The organism is Micromonospora sp. NPDC005252 (assembly GCF_042872475.1).
Classification (GTDB): Bacteria; Actinomycetota; Actinomycetes; order Mycobacteriales; family Micromonosporaceae; genus Micromonospora.
Genome location: NZ_JBIAKN010000002.1, coordinates 379,906 through 399,577, shown reverse-complemented (window position 1 = coordinate 399,577; position 19,672 = coordinate 379,906). Strand labels below are relative to the sequence as shown.

General features: G+C 73.9%; 25 protein-coding genes. 24 read left to right on the top strand and 1 reads right to left on the bottom strand.

The features are described 5' to 3' along the window. Nucleotides 1–21: 21 nt before the first annotated feature. The 12 genes from ACFYPH_RS07625 to ACFYPH_RS07570 all read left to right on the top strand — a co-directional run bounded on the left by ACFYPH_RS07625 (nucleotide 22) and on the right by ACFYPH_RS07570 (nucleotide 10,746). Nucleotides 22–717, top strand: coding sequence for a cell division protein SepF (locus ACFYPH_RS07625; RefSeq protein ID WP_354856138.1), 696 nt, complete (start codon nucleotides 22–24; stop codon nucleotides 715–717). Nucleotides 718–747: 30 nt separating this feature from the next. Then, a complete protein-coding gene (locus ACFYPH_RS07620; protein ID WP_088949372.1) occupies nucleotides 748–1,053 on the top strand; it encodes a YggT family protein in 306 nt (101 codons plus the stop codon). 44 nt (nucleotides 1,054–1,097) lie between these two features. After that, a complete protein-coding gene (locus ACFYPH_RS07615) occupies nucleotides 1,098–1,904 on the top strand; it encodes a DivIVA domain-containing protein (protein ID WP_355067225.1) in 807 nt (268 codons plus the stop codon). An 80-nt stretch (nucleotides 1,905–1,984) separates the two neighbouring features. Next, nucleotides 1,985–2,875, top strand: coding sequence for a hypothetical protein (locus tag ACFYPH_RS07610; RefSeq protein WP_387180573.1), 891 nt, complete (start codon nucleotides 1,985–1,987; stop codon nucleotides 2,873–2,875). Between the two features lie 5 nt (nucleotides 2,876–2,880). Beyond that, entirely contained in the window at nucleotides 2,881–3,192 is a 312-nt protein-coding gene (locus ACFYPH_RS07605; protein WP_355067223.1) for a DUF167 domain-containing protein, read from the top strand. Nucleotides 3,193–3,214: 22 nt separating this feature from the next. Next, on the top strand, nucleotides 3,215–4,714 hold the full coding sequence (locus tag ACFYPH_RS07600) for a potassium/proton antiporter (protein ID WP_387180005.1): 1,500 nt from the start codon (nucleotides 3,215–3,217) through the stop codon (nucleotides 4,712–4,714). Between the two features lie 222 nt (nucleotides 4,715–4,936). Further along, nucleotides 4,937–5,356: a TraR/DksA C4-type zinc finger protein gene (locus ACFYPH_RS07595; protein WP_007463005.1), complete on the top strand. Its 420-nt coding sequence runs from the start codon at nucleotides 4,937–4,939 to the stop codon at nucleotides 5,354–5,356. Between the two features lie 65 nt (nucleotides 5,357–5,421). Further along, nucleotides 5,422–6,036 carry a signal peptidase II gene (gene lspA, locus ACFYPH_RS07590; protein ID WP_354856142.1) on the top strand — a complete coding sequence of 205 codons (615 nt, stop codon included), beginning with the start codon at nucleotides 5,422–5,424 and terminating at the stop codon, nucleotides 6,034–6,036. After that, nucleotides 6,033–6,977: an RluA family pseudouridine synthase gene (locus ACFYPH_RS07585; protein WP_354856143.1), complete on the top strand. Its 945-nt coding sequence runs from the start codon at nucleotides 6,033–6,035 to the stop codon at nucleotides 6,975–6,977. The genes lspA and ACFYPH_RS07585 overlap by 4 nt, the downstream gene beginning before the upstream one ends. A 42-nt stretch (nucleotides 6,978–7,019) precedes the next feature. Next, entirely contained in the window at nucleotides 7,020–8,048 is a 1,029-nt protein-coding gene (locus tag ACFYPH_RS07580; RefSeq protein ID WP_355067222.1) for a hypothetical protein, read from the top strand. 95 nt (nucleotides 8,049–8,143) lie between these two features. Next, a complete protein-coding gene (locus tag ACFYPH_RS07575; protein WP_387180000.1) occupies nucleotides 8,144–9,850 on the top strand; it encodes an AAA family ATPase in 1,707 nt (568 codons plus the stop codon). Nucleotides 9,851–9,906: 56 nt separating this feature from the next. After that, a complete protein-coding gene (locus tag ACFYPH_RS07570) occupies nucleotides 9,907–10,746 on the top strand; it encodes a DUF2567 domain-containing protein (RefSeq protein ID WP_355067220.1) in 840 nt (279 codons plus the stop codon). On the opposite strand, the gene ACFYPH_RS07565 is transcribed toward ACFYPH_RS07570, so the two are convergent. Then, nucleotides 10,661–11,365: an LON peptidase substrate-binding domain-containing protein gene (locus ACFYPH_RS07565; RefSeq protein WP_354856147.1), complete on the bottom strand. Its 705-nt coding sequence runs from the start codon at nucleotides 11,363–11,365 to the stop codon at nucleotides 10,661–10,663. The genes ACFYPH_RS07570 and ACFYPH_RS07565 overlap by 86 nt on opposite strands. A gap of 106 nt (nucleotides 11,366–11,471) precedes the next feature. Here ACFYPH_RS07565 and hisD point away from each other — a divergent pair, with 106 nt between their 5' ends. The 12 genes from hisD (at nucleotide 11,472) to hisF (ending at nucleotide 19,617) form a co-directional block, all read left to right on the top strand. Then, nucleotides 11,472–12,794 (top strand): histidinol dehydrogenase, encoded by a 1,323-nt coding sequence (gene hisD, locus ACFYPH_RS07560; RefSeq protein ID WP_387179997.1) that lies wholly within the window; start codon nucleotides 11,472–11,474, stop codon nucleotides 12,792–12,794. Next, the gene (locus tag ACFYPH_RS07555; protein ID WP_355067218.1) at nucleotides 12,791–13,864 is read left to right on the top strand and encodes a histidinol-phosphate transaminase; all 1,074 of its coding nucleotides are present in this window, start codon (nucleotides 12,791–12,793) and stop codon (nucleotides 13,862–13,864) included. The genes hisD and ACFYPH_RS07555 overlap by 4 nt, the downstream gene beginning before the upstream one ends. Further along, nucleotides 13,861–14,472, top strand: a complete 612-nt coding sequence (gene hisB, locus ACFYPH_RS07550; protein ID WP_355067217.1) for an imidazoleglycerol-phosphate dehydratase HisB — start codon at nucleotides 13,861–13,863, stop codon at nucleotides 14,470–14,472. The genes ACFYPH_RS07555 and hisB overlap by 4 nt, the downstream gene beginning before the upstream one ends. Next, nucleotides 14,472–14,645, top strand: coding sequence for a hypothetical protein (locus ACFYPH_RS07545; RefSeq protein WP_354856150.1), 174 nt, complete (start codon nucleotides 14,472–14,474; stop codon nucleotides 14,643–14,645). The genes hisB and ACFYPH_RS07545 overlap by 1 nt, the downstream gene beginning before the upstream one ends. Further along, nucleotides 14,642–15,277, top strand: coding sequence for an imidazole glycerol phosphate synthase subunit HisH (gene hisH, locus ACFYPH_RS07540; protein ID WP_354856151.1), 636 nt, complete (start codon nucleotides 14,642–14,644; stop codon nucleotides 15,275–15,277). Before ACFYPH_RS07545 ends, hisH begins: the two co-directional genes overlap by 4 nt. 39 nt (nucleotides 15,278–15,316) lie before the next feature. Beyond that, a complete protein-coding gene (locus ACFYPH_RS07535) occupies nucleotides 15,317–15,640 on the top strand; it encodes a hypothetical protein (RefSeq protein ID WP_354856152.1) in 324 nt (107 codons plus the stop codon). A 14-nt stretch (nucleotides 15,641–15,654) separates the two neighbouring features. Beyond that, nucleotides 15,655–16,380, top strand: a complete 726-nt coding sequence (gene priA / locus ACFYPH_RS07530; RefSeq protein WP_234588027.1) for a bifunctional 1-(5-phosphoribosyl)-5-((5-phosphoribosylamino)methylideneamino)imidazole-4-carboxamide isomerase/phosphoribosylanthranilate isomerase PriA — start codon at nucleotides 15,655–15,657, stop codon at nucleotides 16,378–16,380. Continuing rightward, nucleotides 16,377–16,766: a RidA family protein gene (locus ACFYPH_RS07525; protein ID WP_354856154.1), complete on the top strand. Its 390-nt coding sequence runs from the start codon at nucleotides 16,377–16,379 to the stop codon at nucleotides 16,764–16,766. Before priA ends, ACFYPH_RS07525 begins: the two co-directional genes overlap by 4 nt. A 78-nt stretch (nucleotides 16,767–16,844) precedes the next feature. Next, nucleotides 16,845–17,291 carry a MarR family transcriptional regulator gene (locus tag ACFYPH_RS07520; protein ID WP_355067215.1) on the top strand — a complete coding sequence of 149 codons (447 nt, stop codon included), beginning with the start codon at nucleotides 16,845–16,847 and terminating at the stop codon, nucleotides 17,289–17,291. Nucleotides 17,292–17,296: 5 nt separating this feature from the next. After that, nucleotides 17,297–17,728 carry an organic hydroperoxide resistance protein gene (locus ACFYPH_RS07515; RefSeq protein ID WP_355134855.1) on the top strand — a complete coding sequence of 144 codons (432 nt, stop codon included), beginning with the start codon at nucleotides 17,297–17,299 and terminating at the stop codon, nucleotides 17,726–17,728. Nucleotides 17,729–17,774: 46 nt separating this feature from the next. Beyond that, nucleotides 17,775–18,773, top strand: coding sequence for an NADP-dependent oxidoreductase (locus ACFYPH_RS07510; RefSeq protein WP_354856157.1), 999 nt, complete (start codon nucleotides 17,775–17,777; stop codon nucleotides 18,771–18,773). A 76-nt stretch (nucleotides 18,774–18,849) separates the two neighbouring features. Beyond that, nucleotides 18,850–19,617: an imidazole glycerol phosphate synthase subunit HisF gene (hisF, locus tag ACFYPH_RS07505; protein ID WP_354856158.1), complete on the top strand. Its 768-nt coding sequence runs from the start codon at nucleotides 18,850–18,852 to the stop codon at nucleotides 19,615–19,617. Nucleotides 19,618–19,672: the final 55 nt, after the last annotated feature.

The window sequence follows — 19,672 nt, the reverse complement described above, 5'->3', positions numbered from 1 at the left end:
CGGCGGACGGAAGGGCGCGGGATGGGTGCACTGCGCAAGGCGGGGGTCTGGCTCGGTCTCGTCGAGGAAGACGACGAGCGGGCCTACGACGACGGTGGCTACGACAAGGGTGGCTACCGCGACTCGCGGTACCGGCAGAGCCGGTACGCCGAGGAGTTCGCCGACGAGGACGACGACGACACCGAGGAGCCACCGGCTCCCCGGCCGCGCTCCAGCGAGCGGGGCCGGCTCTCCGAGCGGTCCACCGGGCGTGGCGGCGAGTCCGACCGCGGTGACGGTGAGCGTCCGGAGCGGGCCGAGCGGTCCAGCGTACGGTCGATCACGCGGTCCTCGGCCGGCGACACGTCGGGCGCGCTGACGTACCACACGCGCGACAATCTGGCCCTCGCGCCGCAGGCCGCGACGCGGGAGCGCGTGGCCGTGCCCGAGGAGGAGCAGCGGTACCAGATCACCACGCTGCACCCGACCACGTACCGCGAGGCGCGCACCATCGGTGAGCACTTCCGCGACGGCGTACCAGTGATCATCAACCTCACCGAGATGGACGAGGCCGACGCCCGCCGTCTGGTTGACTTCGCAGCCGGTCTGGCGTTCGGGCTGCGCGGTACGATCGAGCGCGTGACCAATCGGGTGTTCCTGCTCTCACCGGCCAATGTCCAGGTCACCGCGGAGGACAAAGCCAAGATCGCTGAGGGCGGTTTTTTCAGCCTGAGTTGACCCCGCCCGACCCGAGGGACGTCGCTGACCGTGTTGTCGATCTTACTGCAAGTGTTGTACCTGGTCCTTTATGTCTTCCTGCTTCTTCTTCTGTCCCGGTTCGTGTTGAGCGCCGTTCTGCAGTACGGCCGGCGGTGGCAGCCGGGACGCGGCGCATCGGCAGGACTGGAATCCGTGTGGAGCGTCACTGATCCCCCTCTCAACGCGTTGAGGCGTGTGATCCCTCCGCTGCGAATTGGTACCGTGAGCATCGACCTGGCCTCCCTTGTGCTCCTGGTTATCCTGTTCGTGCTGATGGAGTTCGTGTTAGGGCCGTCGATCAGGGCATCTGCCTGATGACCGACGCGCTTTCGCGGCCGCAACTGACCCGAGGAGTTTCGATGCCGCTGACCCCGGCCGACGTCCACAACGTCGCCTTCAAAAAGCCGCCGATCGGCAAGCGGGGGTATGACGAGGAGGAGGTCGACGCCTTCCTGGACGAGGTGGAGCGCGAGCTCGCCCGTCTCATCGAGGAGAACAACGAGCTGCGCGCCCAGGTGGAGCGCGGCGGCCGTGGCGGTGCCCCCGCCGGCCCCGGCGGCGACGCCCGACTGGCGGCGGAGCTCAACGACGTCAAGGCCCAGCTGGACCGGGTGCAGCGCGACAAGGCGGCGGCCGAGCAGGCCGCCCGCGCGATGCAGGCCGAGCTGGAGCAGGTCCGTACCACCGGTGGCCCGGCCGTCGGCGCTGCCGCCGACGGTGAGCAGCAGGCGCTCCGCGTGCTGATGATGGCCCAGCGCACCGCCGACGACCACGTGTCCGACGCGCGCCGCGAGGCCGACCAGCTCCTGTCCGAGGCCCGGAGCAAGGCCGAGGAGGTGACCCGCGAGGCTCGCGCGAAGGCCGACGCCCTGGAGCGGGACGCCCGCCAGCGGCACCAGGAGGCCATGGGCGGCCTGGACGCCAAGCGCACGGCCCTGCAGAAGCACATCGAGGAGCTCAAGCAGTTCGAGCGCGAGTACCGCACCCGGCTCAAGGCCTACCTGGAGAGCCAGCTGCGGGACCTCGACGGTCGCGGCCAGGGCCTCGAAGCCGAGATGACCCGCTCCGAGGCAGGCCGGGTCGCCGGCGGCAACGGGCTGGCGGCGGCAGGTCTCGCCGGTTCGTACGGCGGCGGGCGCTCCGGCGCCCTCGAAGCCGGACGCTGAGCACCGGCCGGCGATCGCTGTCCGCAGATGGTGACGGTCGCCGGCCCTGCCTGGACGGTACGACGCGGCGGGGGTGAGCCGTGATAGTCGCGAGTCTTCTGCTCATCCTCGTCGCTGTGGTGCTGCTGGTGTTCGGTCTGGCCGGTGGCTCCAGCATTCTGTTGACCATTTCCATCGCGGCCAGTCTGCTGGCCGCCGTCGCGTTGGTGGTGGGCGCCCGCCAGGCAGCCGCCAACCGCGCGACGGCGGATCCCGGTCGGGCCGGTCCGCGGGACCGCGCGACATTCCGCAGGGCCAGCCAGGCCCAGCCGGGTTTCGCGTACGGTCCACCGCTGGCCGAGCCGGATGTGCCGGTCCAGCACGTACCTTCGACGGTCGGCAACGGCGGCACCGGGTGGCGGCAACCACCCGAGCCGCCGTCCGACCCCGACGCGGCCCCGCCCTTCGACGCGGCCCCGTCCTTCGACGCGGCCCCGTCCTTCGACGCGGCCCCGTCCTTCGACGCGGCCCCGTCCTTCGACGCGGCCCCGTCCTTCGACCCGGCCCCGTCCTTCGACGCGGCCCCGTCCTTCGACGCGGCCCCGTCCTTTGACGCGGCCCCGCCGTTCGAGCCCGAGGCGCCGCTCGTGACCCCGGCCGACGGGTCACGCTCCTCGCCCGTCAGCCCGGCATCGCCCTTCGTGGCCCGGGGCGACGAGGCGTACCCCGCCAACACGATGTCGGTCGACGCGCTGGCCGACGAGCCGGCCGAGCAGCCGATCACCCCGGCCGAGGCGGCCCGGGTCTCCCGGCTGCCCGACCCCGTCGTGGTGGTCGACGGGCGGCCCCGCTACCACCTGGCCGGGTGCCGACGCCTGGCCGGCCGGGTGCCCGAGACTCTTCCGGTCGCCGAGGCCGTCGAGCTGGGCTTCACGCCGTGTGCGACGTGTGCGCCGGCCACCGCCCTGCTCACCGACGCCCGGCCGATCTGAGAGCCGTGTCGGTGCCCCCGCAGGACGCGCTCACCGTCGCGGTACGGGTGAAGCCTGGCGCCTCCCGGAACACCGTCGGCGGCCGCTTCGACGGCACGTACGGGCCCGCCCTGGTGATCGCGGTCCACGCTCCGGCTGTGGACGGCCGGGCGACCGAGGCGGCCCGCCGCGCCCTCGCCGACGCGTTGGGGGTCCGGGCGGCCACGGTGTCGCTGCGCACCGGCGCGACCAGCCGGGACAAGCTGTTCGTCGTCGACCGGCCCGGCCCCGAGCTGACCGACGTGCTGCACCGACTGCGCGACGGATCCGCAGGGTGAGGACCGCCCGGGCTCGGCAACCGTGACGCCCGGGCTGGACATCGCGCTGCTGCTCGGCGCGGCCGTGCTGCTGGTGGCGGTCGGCGCCGTCCGGCTCTCCAGTCGCCTCGGGGTGCCCAGCCTGCTGTTCTACCTGGCGCTCGGCGTGGCCATCGGCGAGGCCGGGCTGGGTATCCGCTTCGACGACGTCGAGTTGACCCGGACCCTCGGCTTCTGCGCGCTCATCGTGATCATCGCCGAGGGTGGCCTGACCGCCCGGTGGAGCGCGCTGCGCCCGGTCCTCGGGTTGGCCTCCGCGCTCTCCACGGTCGGCGTGATCGTCAGCATCGTGGTGGTCGGCATCGCCGTACACCTGTTGTTGGGTCTGGACTGGCGGCTGGCGTTGCTCTACGGCGCGGTGCTCTCCTCCACCGACGCGGCAGCCGTGTTCGCCACCCTGCGACGGCTGCGGCTGCCACCGCGGCTGGTGGCCACACTGGAGGCCGAGTCGGGCATGAACGACGCCCCGGTGGTGCTGCTGGTGGTGCTGCTGTCGCACGCGGGCTGGTCGCATCCGTGGTGGTACGAGGTCGGCCTGGTCTGCTACGAGCTGGGCGTCGGCGCGGCGGTGGGCGTGGGCGCGGGCCTCGCCGGTACGTGGGCGCTGCGCCGGGCGGCGCTGCCGTCCGCCGGGCTGTACCCGATCGCGGCGGTGGGGATCACCGTCCTGGCGTACGCCGCCGGCGCCGTGCTGCACGCCTCGGGCTTCCTCGCCGTCTACGTGGCCGGAGTGCTGCTGGGCAACGCCCGGCTGTCGCACCGGCAGGCGATCCTCGGCTTCGCCGACGGGCTGGCGTGGGTCGCCCAGATCGGGCTGTTCGTGCTGCTCGGGTTGCTGGTCTCGCCGGGCCGGTTGGACGCGGCGGTGCTGCCGGCGGTGGTCGCCGGTCTGGCGCTGGTGCTGCTGGCCCGGCCGCTGTCGGTGGTCGTCTCGGCGTTGCCGTTCCGGCTTGGCCTGCGGGAGCAGGCGTTCCTGTCCTGGGCCGGGCTGCGCGGGGCGGTGCCGATCGTGCTGGCCACCATTCCGCTCTCGGAGCGGGTGCCGGGCGCGGAGCGCCTCTTCGACGCGGTCTTCGTGCTGGTGGTGATCTTCACGCTGGTGCAGACCAGCACGCTCGGTCCGTTCGCCCGCTGGCTGGGGACCACCGCGCCGGCCGAGGCCACCGAGATCCACGTGGAGACCGCGCCACTGGAGCGGATGCGGGCCGATCTGCTCCAACTTGAGGTGCCTCCGGGCTCACGGCTGGCCGGCGTGCACGTCGACGAGTTGCGATTGCCGCTGGGCGCCTCGGTGACCCTCGTGCTGCGCGACGGGGTGGGCTTCGTGCCCGGCCCGGACACCCGGCTGAAAACCGGCGACAGCCTGCTGATCGTCGCCACCGGTGGGGTGCGCGACGCCGCCGAACGGCGGCTGCGGGCGGTCAGCCGACGCGGTCGGCTGGCCCGATGGTTTGGCGAGTACGGGGATGAGGCGGTCGGTTGATCTGCTAGCGTTCCCTTTGCCCCGGTTAGGCAGGGCTCGGGGCTGTTGAGCGGTGCGACGGTGCGCCACGTTGTCGGACGCCTGTACGTTCCGTATTCTTGCCAACCTCCGGAGTGCGCGGCCATCGTCGCCGTGCGCCCCTTTTCGTACTTGGGGGACGCCTTCGTCGGCGCCCCTGACCAGGTGCCGCGACCGAGCGGCTCCGCGGCCGAGGAGCGACCCATGGCGAAGCCAGCCGACACCAGGACCGCCGGCCGCAAGCCGGTGGCCAAGGCCACCCGCAGCGCGGCGGAGACCGAGAAGATCCGGGCGGCGCTGGCGGCGCGGCGGGACGAGCTGCGCGCCGAGTACGATCAGACGCTGAGCGAGATCACCGAGCTGCAGCGCGATCGGTTGACGGACTCGGCCGGGGACGACCAGGCCGACACCGGGACCAAGACGTTCGAGCGGGAGCAGGAGATCTCTCTCGCCAACAGCATTCTGGAACGGATCACGCAGGTCGAGCGCGCCCTGGAGCGCCTCGACGAGGGTGGTTACGGCTGGTGCGAGCGGTGCGGCAACCCGATCCCGGTCGAGCGCCTCGCCGCCTTCCCGTCGGCCACCCTGTGTGTGACGTGCAAGCAGTTGGAGGAGCGGCGCTGACGCCCGGTCCCCGTCTGCGATGAGGCGGTGAGCGATCACCGCCGAGACACCTCGATGGGGAGCGCATGACCGCAGCACCGCCCGCCGACCCCGGCCGTACCGACCCGGGCGGCGGCAAGCCCCGGCCCCGGGCCGTCGCGATCCTCGCCGGGGTGGCCCTGGTGGCCCTGGTGGCCGACCTGCTGACCAAGCACCTCGCGCTGGCCGCGCTGAGCGACCGGGAGCCGGTCCGGGTGCTGGGTGGGCTGGTCTACCTGAGCCTGACCCGCAACAGCGGCGCCGCGTGGAGCATCGGTGCGAACTACACCTGGGTGTTCCCGCTGATCACCATCGGCGTGGTCGGCTGGATCGTCTGGATGGCGCTGCGGCTGCGTTCCCTGCCGTGGGCGATCTCCCTCGGCCTGGTGCTCGGTGGCGCGCTGGGCAACCTCATGGACCGGATCTTCCGGGCGCCCGCTCCGTTCCACGGTCACGTGGTCGACATGATCAGCGTCTTCGGGCCGTACGGCGAATATTTCCCGGTGTTCAACCTGGCCGACAGCTCGCTGGTCTGCGGTGTGCTGCTGGCCGTGCTGCTGGAGCTGACCGGTCGCCAGCGTGACGGGCGGCGGGCCGGCCGTGACGGCGCCCCCGCCGACGCGGACGCCACCGCCGACGCCGAGCAGAGGGAGCGGGCATGACCTCCGCGTTCGCCGCCGGTGGCGACCACCGTTCGCTGCCCGTGCCCGACGGCCTCGACGGCATGCGCCTGGACCAGGCGGTGTCCCGGCTGTTCGGCCTCTCCCGTACCGCAGCCGCCGCCCTGGTCGACGCGGGCGACGCCCTCGTCGACGGCGCTGCCCGGCCCAACTCCCACAAGGTCAAGGCCGGCTCCTGGCTGGAGGTCACGCTGCCCGCCCCGGTCGCCCCACCGACCGTGGTGCCGCAGGCGGTGCCCGGCCTGCGCGTCGTGTACGCCGACGACGACATCGTGGTGGTGGACAAGCCGGTGGGCGTGGCCGCGCATCCCAGCCCGGGGTGGACCGGCCCGACGGTGATCGGTGCCCTCGCCGCGATCGGGCACCGCATCTCCACCAGCGGCGCCGCCGAGCGGCAGGGCGTGGTGCACCGTCTCGACGTGGGCACCACGGGGATCATGGTGGTGGCCAAGAGCGAGCAGGCGTACACGGCGTTGAAGCGGGCCTTCAAGTACCGCGAGGTGGACAAGGGCTACCACGCGGTGGTGCAGGGGCACCTGGACCCGCTGCGGGGCACCGTGGACGCGCCGATCGACCGGCACCCCACCCACGACTACCGCTGGGCGGTGGTGTCCGGCGGCAAGCCGAGCATCACCCACTACGACACCCTTGAGGCGTTCCCGGCGGCCAGCCTGGTCGATGTGCGATTGGAGACCGGCCGGACGCACCAGATCCGGGTGCACTTCTCCACGCTGCGGCACCCCTGTGTCGGTGATCTCACCTACGGCGCCGATCCCACCCTCTCGGCCCGTCTCGGCCTGGCCCGACAGTGGCTGCACGCCCGCGAACTGAGCTTTTTGCACCCCCGTTCGGGGGACGAGGTCCGGTTCGTCAGCGACTACCCTGACGACCTGGAACGTGCGCTTGAGATCCTGCGTGACTGAGCGGCGACCACCCGACATCGATCCGACGAGGGGATCCCGCCTGTGCGCGCCGGCGACCTGCTGCGGCAGCTGGACCAACAGCTGCTGCCGCCGCTGACCCGGGCGGTGGCCCGTCTCGGTGACCGGTCGGGGCGGTCCGGGGTGCTCACCTGGGCCGCCGTGCTCTCCGCGGCGGCGGTCCTGGGCACCGCAGTGTGGGCCGCCGACGATGCTCCGGTGGGCGACCGGACGGTTGGCGAGGTGACCCGCGTCGGGGTGGCCGACGGCGACTGGGTCCCCGGCTACCTGCGTTCGGCCGCGGCCGATCTGGCCGCGCTGAGCCCGACGGCCCCGGCCACCGGGGACGGGACGTACGCCCTGGTGATGCTCGACGCGTACCTTCCGCCGCAGCGGCTGGCCGCGGTGCTCGGTGACGTGTCGGTGTCGACGGTCTTCGGCCGGGTGCCGCTGCCCGGCCGGCAGACCGAGATCGTCCGGATCCCCGCGTCGCGGGTGCCGGACGACGTGGTCGCTCAGATGGCGCAGGTGGCCGCCCGCAAGGACGGCGAGGCCGCCGACTACCGGGCCAGGGCCGCCGGGGTGCGTGGCGACGGCGCCGCCGAGCGCGAGCTGCGCCAGCGGTACGTCACCGGGGCGGACGTGGCGAGCGCCGAGGCGGCGGCGTACCGCACCGGCTGCGCCTGCGTCTACGCCGCGGTGGTGCGCGCGGCGCCGGAGGTGCTGCGGGGCGTGGCCTCCCGCCCGGACGTGCGGGCCGTCGATCCGGCGCCCGAGGTGTACCGACTCGACCGTACGGTCTTCACGCCGCCGCTGCCCGAGCAGCGCGACGTGGTCCGCCCGCCGGCCGACACCGGGCCGAGCCCCGAGCCGACGCCGCTGGCGAGTGGCGGGCCGACGTCGAGCACGCCGAGACCGCCGGTGCCGATGGGCGAATCGTCGGAACCCGCACCGCTCGTAACGATTCCGTCACCCGCGTCGCCCTCGGCCGAACCCACCGAGGCGGCCCCGCCGGGTGTCGCCACCTCCCCGGACGCGATCGACGAGGGGCTGCTGACGCCCTCCCCGTCGTGATCTGCGCCGGGTGGTGTGCGTGCTCAGGTGTGGTCCGAATAGGGTTTGGTTCGTAGCCTGTCAGACAGAGATCGATGGTGCTGGGAGGGCGGGCCGTGGAGGGCAGTGAGACCGGCTGGGGCCGGCCGGCCGAACCAGCGCCGAGGTGGCGGGCATTGCTGGACCGCGCCCGGCTGGGCGGTCGGGCCGCTGAGCAGCCCGAGCCCGAGCGCCGGGCCGACGAGGCGCCGCCGGACCCACTGCCGCGGCGCGCGGCCCCCAACGGCTACGCGGGGCGGGCGTCGGCCATCGGGCATCCGGCCGATCTGTCGTACGGCCAGGAGCCCGGTTACCGTGCCGAGGCGACCTACCGGGTCGATCCCGCCTACCGGGCCGAGCCGGGGTACCGGGCCGAGCCGGACTACCGTGCCGAGCCCGCGTACCGGGCCGAGCCGGACTATCGGGCGGAGCCCGCGTACCGGGCGGAGCCGGACTACCGTGCCGAGCCTGCGTACCGTGCCGAGCCGGACTATCGGGCGGAGCCCGCGTACCGGGCCGAGCCGGACTACCGCGCCGAGCCGACGTACCGGGCTGACCCCGGTTACCGGGCCGAGCCGACGTACCGTGCCGACCCGGGTCACCGGGCCGAGCCGACGTACCGCGCCGACCCGGGCTACCAGGCCGAGCCCGAGCCGCCGCCGCGCCGGGCCGAGCCCGAGTCGCGCTACGCCCTCCTGGACAACGGCTACCGGCCGGGCAACCCGGCGGGGGAGTCCCGCTACGCGCTGCTGGAAACCGGTTACCAGCCGGAGACCGGCTACCCGAGCGCCGCGCCGCCGGTGACCCCGCCGGTCCCGGCGGTCGCGCCACCACCGGTCGCGCCGCCGCCCGCCCCACCGGTCGCGCCGCCGGTCACTCCGCCGCCCGCCGCGCCGGTCACCCCGCCGCCGGGCTCGGCCATCGCCGAGCGCGGCTACCCCGCCCGAATCGAGTGGCGGCCGCAGGGCGTCGACCAGGAGCTGGAACGCGCCACCGGCGTGCTCCGCCGCGATCTGGGCACACCCCGCGTGTTCGCGTTCGCCAACCCCAAGGGCGGGGTGCACAAGACCACCGCAACGGTGCTCGCCGCCGCCACCATCGGCAGCGTCCGGGGGCGGGGCGTGCTGGCCTGGGACGACAACGAGCTGCGCGGCACCCTGGGGCTACGCGCCGGCAGCGCCCGCCACGCGCGCACCATCCGGCACCTGATCGGTGACCTGGCCCAGATCGAGATCCTGGAGGGCGCGACCCTGCTGGAGCGGCTGGACGACTACCTGCGGCACGCCTCCGACGGCTCGTACGACGTGCTGGCCGGCGAGGAGAGCCCGCGCTTCGCCCAGCGGCTCGACCAGTTCACCGTCAAGCGGGTGCTCGAGCTGCTGCGGCGTACGCATGACGTGGTCTGCGTGGACACGGGCAACAACGTGGAGAGCGCCAACTGGCGCACCGTGATGCAGGCCGCCGACCAACTGGTGGTGACCACCGTGCCCCGTGAGGACGCGGCGTTCAGCGCCGACTGGATGCTCGACCTGCTGCACGAGGAGGGCATGGGCGAGCTGGCCGACAACGCGGTCACCCTCATCTCCTGCCCCACCCCTGGCCGCTCGCCCCTGCAGGACGACCTGGAGCGGCACTTCGCCACGCGTACCCGCGCGGTGGCCGTCGTGCCGTACGACCCGGCGTTGGAGACCGGCTCGTCGATCGAGTACCACCAGCTCCAGCCGGAGACCCGGCAGGCGTGGCTGCGCGCCGCCGCGGCCATGGCGGAGCCGTTCGCCCGGTGAGCGGGTTCGCCGCCACCGGCGCCCCGGCCCGTCTCGGGGCCTGAGAGGATCATCGGGTGAGCCCGGACAACCCCGACCCTGAGCGGCACGTCGACGACGCCGACCGGCCCGCCGCACCCCCACCGTCGGGTGCGGCGCCCACGGGAAGCGAGTCGGCCGTGCCGCCACCAGCCGCGCCGCCGCCCGGGTTCGGCCCCGGGGAGGGTCCCGCCTCGACGGCGTACCGGAGCGAGCTGGAGCTGACCCTCGACGAGCCGCGCCGGCCGCTGCGGACGGTGGCGACGGTGCTCGGCGTCGTGCTCGCCCTGGCCGTGCTGGGCGGGGGGCTCGGGCTGCTCTGGGCCGTGCTCGCGCCGGACACCCCGGTGCTCAAGACCGCCGAGGGCGCGATCTACGCCGAGCCCCAGCCGGAGCAGCCGATCGCCGCGGACGGCTGGTTCAGCCTGCTCGGGCTGGCCTTCGGGGTGCTCGCGGCGCTGGCCCTGTGGTTCCTGCTGCGCCGGCAGCGCGGCCCGGTCGGGCTGCTCGGCGTGGTGCTGGGCACGCTGGCCGCCGCCCCGGTGGCCTGGCAGGTGGGGCGTCGGGTCGGGCTGGCGACCTTCGACCGGCTGCTGGACACCGCCCCGGCCGGGCAGGCGTTCACCAAACCCGCCGACCTGCGCGCCGGCGGAATCGACTGGCTCTTCGGCGTGTTGCCGGTGCCGCACGGCAATTTGCTGCTGCCCGCGTTCGGCGCCGCCGTCACGTACACCCTGCTGGCCGGTTGGTCGCGCTGGCCGGGCCTGCGGCCGGAGCCGGACCCGGCGGCCCTCAGTTGGGTGTCGGCGGGGACGCCAGCTCCGACAGCGGCACCGGAACCGCCCGCACCTGGCGCAGCAGAGCCGCCTCGCGGTTGAGCAGTCGCAGCTCGGCGCGGAGCCGGGCGGCGGTGTCGTCGATCGCGAGCAGCCGTTGCCGGTCGTCGACGGTCAGCGCGGCGGTGGCCGCCACCAGGTGGGAGAGCACCGTCGGATCCTCCGGCAGCTGCTCGGAGATCTCCTCCGGGTCGGGGCGGATCAGCCCCAGGTACTGCCGGAACACGGCGATCACCCGGGCGGCCAGCAGGTCGGCCACCTCGTCCGGCCCGGTGGCCTCGGGCAGCCATTCCACGGCAGCCGTCAGGTAGGGCGCGGACGTGTCGTCGACGTCGGCGATCCGGAAGCGACGGCGGCCGACCGTGACGATGTCGAAGCCGCCGTCGGCCAGCTCGGTGACCTGGCGCAGCTCGGCGGTGCAGCCCACCTCGTGCAGGGTGACGTCGCCGACACCGGTGCTCGCGCGGGTGCCGGGCCCGGCGGGCGCGACCTCCCAGCCGGCCTGGATGGCCACCACCCCGAACTCGCGGGACGCGCCCTCGGGCAGGTCGACAAGGTGCCGGACCAGGGCCCGGTAGCGCTCCTCGAAGATGTGCAGCGGCAGCACCAACCCGGGAAAGAGCACCGTTGCGAGCGGGAACACCGGCAGCCGTGCGGTCACGTGGTCGAGCCTAACCAATCGCGTCCGCGGCGGCGTGGCCCGGCTCACCGTCCCGCCGAGCGGGCGACTGGGGTGAGCTCCGGGCGGGCCGCCTAGACTCGCAAGGGTGCTGAATCGGATCGACCTGCGCGACGGTCTCGTGGACCCGCGCCGCCTGCTGCCCCGTGCCCAGCTCGACGTGTCGGTGGCCGTCGAGCGGATCAAGCCGCTCGTCGAGGCGGTACGAAAGCATGGGTACCCGGCGATCCGGGAGGCCAGTGAGCGGTTCGACGGCATCTCACCGGAGGTGCTGCGGGTGCCGGTGGAGGCGATCGCCGAGGCCGAGGGTGTGCTCGACCCGGCCGTGCGTGCCGCGCTGCTGGAGTCGATCGCCCGGGCCCGCAGGGTGCACGACGACCAGCGGCGCACCGACCACACGACCCGGGTGGTGCCCGGCGGCACGGTCACCGAGCGGTGGCTGCCGGTCGACCGGGTGGGCCTCTACGTCCCCGGCGGCCTGGCGATGTACCCGTCGACAGTGGTGATGAACGTGGTGCCGGCCCAGGCGGCCGGAGTGCGCTCCCTGGTGGTGGTCAGCCCGCCGCAGAAGGACAACGGCGGCCTGCCCGACCCCCGGGTGCTTGCCGCGTGCGCGCTGCTCGGCGTCGACGAGGTCTACGCCGTGGGCGGCGCCCAGGCGGTGGCGATGCTGGCGTACGGGTCCGCCGTCGACCCGGCGGGCGCGCTGCGGTGCGAGCCGGTCGACCTGGTCACCGGCCCGGGCAACATCTGGGTGACCGCCGCCAAGCGGCTGCTGCGGGGTGTCGTCGGCATCGACGCCGAGGCCGGCCCGACCGAGATCGCGATCCTGGCCGACGACAGCGCCGACCCGGCGCACGTCGCCGCCGACCTGATCAGTCAGGCCGAGCACGACCCGCTCGCGGCGAGCGTGCTGGTCACCCCGTCGGTGGCGCTCGTCGAGGCGGTCGAGCGGGAGCTGGCCCGGCAGGTGCCCGCCACCAAGCACGCCGAGCGGGTGACCACGGCGCTGACCGGCGAGCAGAGCGGCGTGGTCCTGGTCGACGACCTTGAGGCGGGGCTGCGGGTGGTCGACGCGTACGCGGCCGAGCACCTGGAGATCCAGACGGTCGACGCCCGGGAGTGGGCGCTGCGGGTGCGCAACGCCGGAGCGATCTTCGTGGGCGCCTGGTCGCCGGTGTCGCTCGGCGACTACTGCGCCGGCTCCAACCACGTGCTGCCCACCGGCGGCTGCGCCCGGCACTCGTCCGGGCTGTCGGTGCAGTCGTTCCTGCGCGGCGTGCACCTGATCGAGTACACCGAGGCCGCGCTGCGCGAGGTGGCCCCACACGTGGTCACCCTGGCGAACGTGGAGGACCTGCCGGCGCACGGCCAGGCCGTGCAGGCGCGCTTCCCGGGAGGGGTGGCGTGACCTCGCTCGATGATCTGCCGATCCGCGACGACCTGCGCGGGCTGTCGCCGTACGGGGCGCCGCAGCTCGACGTGGCGGTGCGGCTCAACACCAACGAGAACTCCTACCCGGTGCCGGAGCCGGTCGTCGACGCGATCGGCAAGGCGCTCGCGGCCGAGTTGCGCGACCTGAACCGCTATCCGGACCGGGACGCGGTGGCGCTGCGCGCCGACCTGGCCGAATATCTCGGGCACGGCCTGACCGTCGAGCACGTCTGGGCGGCCAACGGCTCGAACGAGATCCAGCAGCAGTTGTTGCAGGCGTTCGGTGGGCCGGGGCGCACCGCGATGGGTTTCGTGCCGGCGTACTCGATGCACCCGCTGCTGGCCCTCGGCACCGGCACCCGGTGGGTGCCCGCCGAGCGCGGCGTCGACTTCGGGCTGACGGCCGACGAGGCGGTGGCCCAGGTCCGCGAGCACCGGCCCGACGTGGTCTTCCTCTGCTCGCCGAACAACCCCACCGGCACCGCGCTGGACCCGGCGGTGGTCGCCGCGGTGCTCGACGTCGCGCCCGGCATGGTGGTCGTCGACGAGGCGTACGCCGAGTTCGCCCGGCCGGGCACGGTCAGCGCCCTCGCGGTGCTGCCCGGCCACCCGCGGCTCGTGGTCACCCGCACGATGAGCAAGGCGTTCGGCTTCGCCGGTGGCCGGCTGGGCTACCTGGCCGCCGACCCGGCGGTGGTGCGGGCGGTGCAGCTGGTCCGTCTGCCGTACCACCTGTCCGCGCTGACCCAGGCCGCCGCCCGCGCGGCGTTGGCCCACCGCGACGCCCTGCTGGGTACGGTGAGCGCGATCATGGCCCAGCGGGACCGGATCGTCGCGACGCTGCGCGAACGCGGCCTGCGGGTGGCCGACAGCGACGCCAACTTCGTGCTGTTCGAGTCCGGCGGCGACCAGGCCGCCGCCTGGCAGGCCCTGCTGGCGCAGGGTGTGCTGGTCCGCGACGTCGGCCTGCCCGGCTGGCTGCGGGTGACCGCCGGCACCCCCGCCGAGACCGACGCCTTCCTAGCTGCAATGGAGATTCAGCAATGAGCCGGACCGCCCGGGTGGAGCGGATCACCAAGGAGACCAAGGTCCTCGTCGAGATCGACCTCGACGGCACCGGCGCCGCCGAGATCAGCACCGGCGTGGGCTTCTACGACCACATGCTGAACCAGATCGCCCGCCACGGCGGCTACGACCTGACCGTGCGCACCGTGGGCGACCTGGAGATCGACGCCCACCACACGATGGAGGACACCGCGCTCGCGCTGGGCGCCGCGTTCGACCAGGCGCTGGGCGACAAGGCCGGCATCCGGCGGTACGGCTCGGCGACCGTCCCGATGGACGAGGTGCTGGTCCGGGCCGCGGTGGACCTGTCCGGCCGCCCGTACGTGGTGCACGACGAGCCGGTGCTGGCCCCGTACATCGGGCCGGTGTATCCGACCAGCATGACCCGGCACATCTGGGAGTCGTTCGGCCAGGCGGCCCGGATGACCCTGCACGTCGACGTGCTGCGGGCAGCCCGTCCGGGTGGGCACCCGGACGCGCACCACGTGGTGGAGGCCCAGTTCAAGGCGGTCTCCCGGGCGCTGCGCGAGGCCACCGCTATCGACCCGCGGGCGGCCGGCGCGATCCCGAGCACGAAGGGGGCGCTCTAATGGGTGCCGCGTTGCCGACGTTGCTGCTGATCCTGGCCGGGGTGCTGGTGGGCGGCGCGTGGTCGCTGCACCGGCAGGGCGCGCCGAGGGGCGCCGTGGTGATCACCGCGCTGCTCGCGCTGCTCGCCACGGCCGCCGGGGTGCTCCGGCTGATCCCGGAGTCGGGGTCGTGACCGCCGACGTGGTGGTGCTCGACTACGGCTCGGGCAACCTGCGCTCGGCGGAGCGGGCGCTGGCCGCGGCGGGCGCGTCCGTCCGGGTGACCGACGACCTCGCCGCGGCGGCCGCCGCGGACGGTCTGGTGGTGCCGGGTGTGGGCGCCTACGCGGCGTGCATGGCGGGTATCGAGGCGCTCGGCGCCGGGCCGGTGATCGCGGAGCGGGTGGCCGCGGGCCGGCCGGTGCTCGGCATCTGCGTGGGCATGCAGGTGCTCTTCGAGCACGGCGAGGAGCACGGGGTGGTGACCAAGGGCCTCGGGCTGCTGCCCGGCGGGGTGACCCGGTTGGCCGCGCACCGCCTGCCGCACATGGGCTGGAACACGGTTCGCGCGCCCCGCGGGTCGGTGCTGTTCGCCGGGTTGCCGACGCAGAGCCGGTTCTACTTCGTGCACTCGTACGCGATGGGTGACCCGGCGGCGTTGGCGGCCGCGGGGGCCGTGGTGACCACGGCCCACCACGACACCGACTTCGTGGCCGCGGTGGAGCGTGGGCCGCTGTCGGCGGCGCAGTTCCACCCGGAGAAGTCCGCCGACACCGGTGCCGCGTTGCTGCGCAACTGGCTCGCCACCCTGCCCGCCGGTGACTGAGCGCCGGCACCGCCCGGCGTCCGGCGGGCGGGCGTCGCGGTGAGCCGGGAGCGGGCTCGTCGGCGGGCCGAACGTGAGGCTGACCTGGCGCGGGAGCGGGCGGCCCGGCAGCGCCGGGTGGCGCGTCGGCAGCGCCGCCGCGCGGTCGTCCGACGGTTGACGCCGCAGTTGCGCCGGGGCCGCACGGGCCGGCTGGCTCGGCACACGCGGGGTGAGCGGGCGGCGATCGTGCTGCTCACCGGGGCGGCGATGATTCTGATCTGGACGTTCGTCGACGATCTGGCGTTGCGTGTCGCGCTGATCGTGCTGTTGCTGCTCGTACTCCCGGCGATCGTGGTGATCGCTCTGGACCGTCGTACCTGATCGAGGAGAAGACGTTGAGTCTCACCCTGTTACCCGCCGTGGATGTCGCCGACGGCCGGGCTGTCCGGCTCGTGCAGGGCGCCGCCGGCAGCGAGAGCGTCTACGGCGACCCGTTGGACGCGGCGCTGGCGTGGCAGCGCGACGGCGCGGAGTGGATCCACCTGGTCGACCTGGACGCGGCGTTCGGCCGGGGCACCAACGCGCACCTGCTCGCCGAGGTGGTGCGGCAGTTGGACGTGCAGGTGGAGTTGTCCGGCGGCATCCGTGACGACGAGTCGCTGCGCGCGGCGCTGGGCACCGGGGCGAGCCGGGTGAACATCGGCACCGCCGCGCTGGAGGACCCGGTGTGGTGCGACCGGGTCGTCGGGGAGTACGGCGACCGGGTCGCCATCGGGCTGGACGTACGCGGTCAGACCCTGTCCGCGCGGGGTTGGACCCGTGACGGCGGTGACCTGTACGAGGTGCTGGAGCGCCTGGACAAGGCGGGCGCCACGCGGTACGTGGTCACCGACATCACCAAGGACGGCACCATGCGCGGCCCGAACCTGGATCTGCTGCGCGAGGTGTGCGCGCGTACCGACCGGCCGGTGATCGCCTCGGGTGGCGTGTCCACCCTGGACGACCTGCGGGCGCTGGCCACGCTGGAGCCGCTGGGCGTGGAGGGCGTGATCGCCGGCAAGGCGCTGTACGCGGGCGCGTTCACGGTGGCCGAGGCGCTGCGCACGTTGGCCGAGGCGTGACGGTCACCCGGCTGGGCTCGGGAGGGCCGTGGGAGCAGAGCTACGGCTACTCCCGGGTGGTCCGGGCCGGTGACCTGGCCTGGACGGCTGGCTGTACGGCCACGGTCGACGGTCGGGTGGCGCACGTCGGGGACGCCGCCGCGCAGACGGCGCAGGCGTTGCGGATCGGGTTGGCGGCGCTCGCCGAGGTGGGCGTGCAGCCGGGTGACGTCGTCCGGACCCGGATGTACGTGACCGACCGGCTGCACGCCGACGAGGTGGGCCGGGCGCACAATGCGGTCTTCGGGGCGGTCCGCCCGGTGGCGACGCTGGTGGTGGTGGCGGGTCTGCTCGACCCGGAGCATCTGGTCGAGGTGGAGTTGGAGGCGTACGTCGGCGACCGCTGAGGTGCCGGTGGCCCTCGTCACGGCCGCGCTCCGGCCCGATAGGTTGTGCACAACTTAATTGCGGGCTACGGTTCACGGGTGACCGATGATCTGGTGCTGCGCCGGCAGGTGTGCTTCGCGCTCTACGCCGCGTCGCGCGCCCTCACCGACGTGTACCGGCCGATCCTCGACGAGTTCGGGCTGACCTATCCGCAGTACCTGGTGCTGCTGGTGCTCTGGGAACGCCCCGACGACGCGCCGACGGTGTCCGAGCTGGGCGCCGAGCTGCGGCTGGACTCCGGCACGCTCTCCCCGCTGCTCAAGCGGCTGGAGGGGGCGGGCCTGGTGGTGCGGCGGCGGTCGGCGCGCGACGAGCGGCGGGTCGAGGTGGGCCTCACCGAGCAGGGCCGGGCGCTGCGGGAGCAGCTCTGCGACGTCCCGCTGCGGATCGCGCAGGCCACCGGGCTGGGCATCGCCGAGCTTGTCGCGCTGCGCGACACCCTCACCCGGGTCACCGACACCATCCACCGACAGAAGGAGCAGTGACTCTCATGCAGGTTCTCTACACCGCGTCCGCGACCGCCACCGGCGATGGCCGGGACGGCCACGTCGAGACCTCCGACGGCACCCTCGCGTTCGACCTGGCGGTGCCGAAGGAGATGGGTGGCGCGGGTGGCGCCGCCAACCCCGAGCAGCTCTTCGCCGCCGGCTACGCGGCCTGCTTCCACAGCGCCCTGCGCGTGGTGGCCCGCCGCGCCAAGGCCGACGTGACCGGCTCCGTGGTCGCCGCCGAGGTCGGCATCGGCCCGAACGGCAGCGGTGGCTTCGGGCTCACCGTGCGGCTCGTCGTCGACCTGCCCGCCGTCGCCCGCGACGCCGCCGAGCAGCTCGTCGAGCAGGCCCACCAGGTCTGCCCGTACTCCAACGCGACCCGTGGCAACATCGAGGTCGCGTTGACTGTCCGCGAGACCCTGGCCGCCTGATGTCGCGGACCCGGACCCCACCCGCGGACGAGAGGACGACCACCCGATGACCAGCAACCGTGAGATCCACCTGGCCAGCCGCCCTGAGGGCTGGCCCACCGAGGACACCTTCCGGCTCGTCGAGACCGACGTCCCGAGGCCCGGACCGGGCCAGATCGTGGTCCGCAACCAGTTCATGTCCGTCGACCCGTACATGCGGGGACGGATGAACGACGTCAAGTCGTACGTGCCGCCGTTCGCCCTCGACGCCCCGCTCGACGGGGCCGCGATCGGCGAGGTGGTGGCCAGCGAGTCGGCCGACATCGCGGTCGGCGACACCGTGCTGCACGGGCTGGGCTGGCGGGAGTACGCGCTGCTCGACGCCACCGCCGCGCGCAGGGTCGACCCGAGCGTCGCCCCGGCCAGCGCGTACCTCAGCGTGCTCGGGATGACCGGCCTGACCGCGTACGCCGGTCTGCTGGAGGTCGCCGCGATGAAGCCCGGCGAGACGGTCTTCGTCTCGGCCGCGGCCGGCTCGGTCGGCAGCCTGGTGGGCCAGATCGCCAAGCTCAAGGGCGCCGGCCGGGTCATCGGCAGCGCCGGCTCGGCCGCCAAGGTCGAGCGGCTGCGGGCGCTGGGCTTCGACGCCGCGTTCGACTACCACGACGGGCCGGTCCGCGAATCGCTGCGGGCGGCCGCCCCGGACGGCGTCGACGTCTACTTCGACAACGTCGGCGGGGACCACCTGGAGGCGGCGATCTCGGCCATGAACCTGCACGGCCGGGCCGCCATCTGCGGCATGATCGCCCAGTACAACGACACCGAGCCGCCCGCCGCGCCCCGGAACCTGTCGCTGGTCATCGGCAAGCGGCTGACGCTGCGCGGCTTCCTGGTCCGCGACCACAACCACCTGCGGGACGCGTTCGTCCGCGACGTCGCGGGCTGGCTGCGCGAGGGCAAACTCTCCTACGACGAGACGGTCGTCGACGGCATCGAGAACGCCCCGGCGGCGTTCCTCGGCCTGCTGCGCGGCGAGAACCTGGGCAAGATGCTCGTCCGGGTGTGAGCACCCGCACGTGGCGCACGGCGGTCGGCCCGGTCGGGTCGGCCGTCGTGCCATGCGCGGAGGATAGGCTGGCGGCATGACGGTGGCGGTGCGCGTGATCCCCTGTCTCGACGTGGACGCCGGGCGCGTGGTCAAGGGGGTCAACTTCCTCGACCTGCGGGACGCCGGCGACCCGGTGGAGCTGGCCGCCGCGTACGACCGGGCCGGCGCCGACGAGCTGACCTTCCTCGACGTCACCGCGTCCTCCAACGACCGGGGCACCATGCTCGACGTGGTGCGCCGCACCGCCGAGTCGGTCTTCATCCCGCTGACGGTCGGGGGTGGGGTCCGGCAGGTCGGCGACGTCGACACGCTGCTGCGCGCGGGCGCGGACAAGGTCGGTGTGAACACCGCCGCCATCGCGCGGCCGGAGCTGATCGCCGAGATCGCCGACCGGTTCGGCCGGCAGGTGCTCGTGCTCTCCCTCGACGTACGCCGTGCCCCGGCCGGGGTGACGCCCAGCGGGTTCGAGGTCACCACCCACGGTGGCCGGCGCGGCACCGGCCTCGACGCGGTGCGCTGGGCGCGGCAGGTGGCCGAGCTGGGCGCGGGGGAGATCCTGCTCAACTCGATGGACGCCGACGGCACCAAGGCGGGCTTCGACCTGGAGCTGATCGGCGCGGTGCGGGCCGTGGTGGACGTGCCGGTCGTGGCCAGCGGTGGGGCCGGCGAGGTGGCGCACTTCCCGCCGGCGATCGGGGCCGGCGCCGACGCGGTCCTCGCCGCCAGCGTCTTCCACTTCGGCGAGCTGACGGTGGGCGAGGTCAAGGACGCCCTGCGCCGCAGCGGTCACCCCGTGCGCTAGCCACGCCGGGCCGTCGTCCGCGCCGCGCCCAGGTGGTACGCGTCGTGCGCGATCA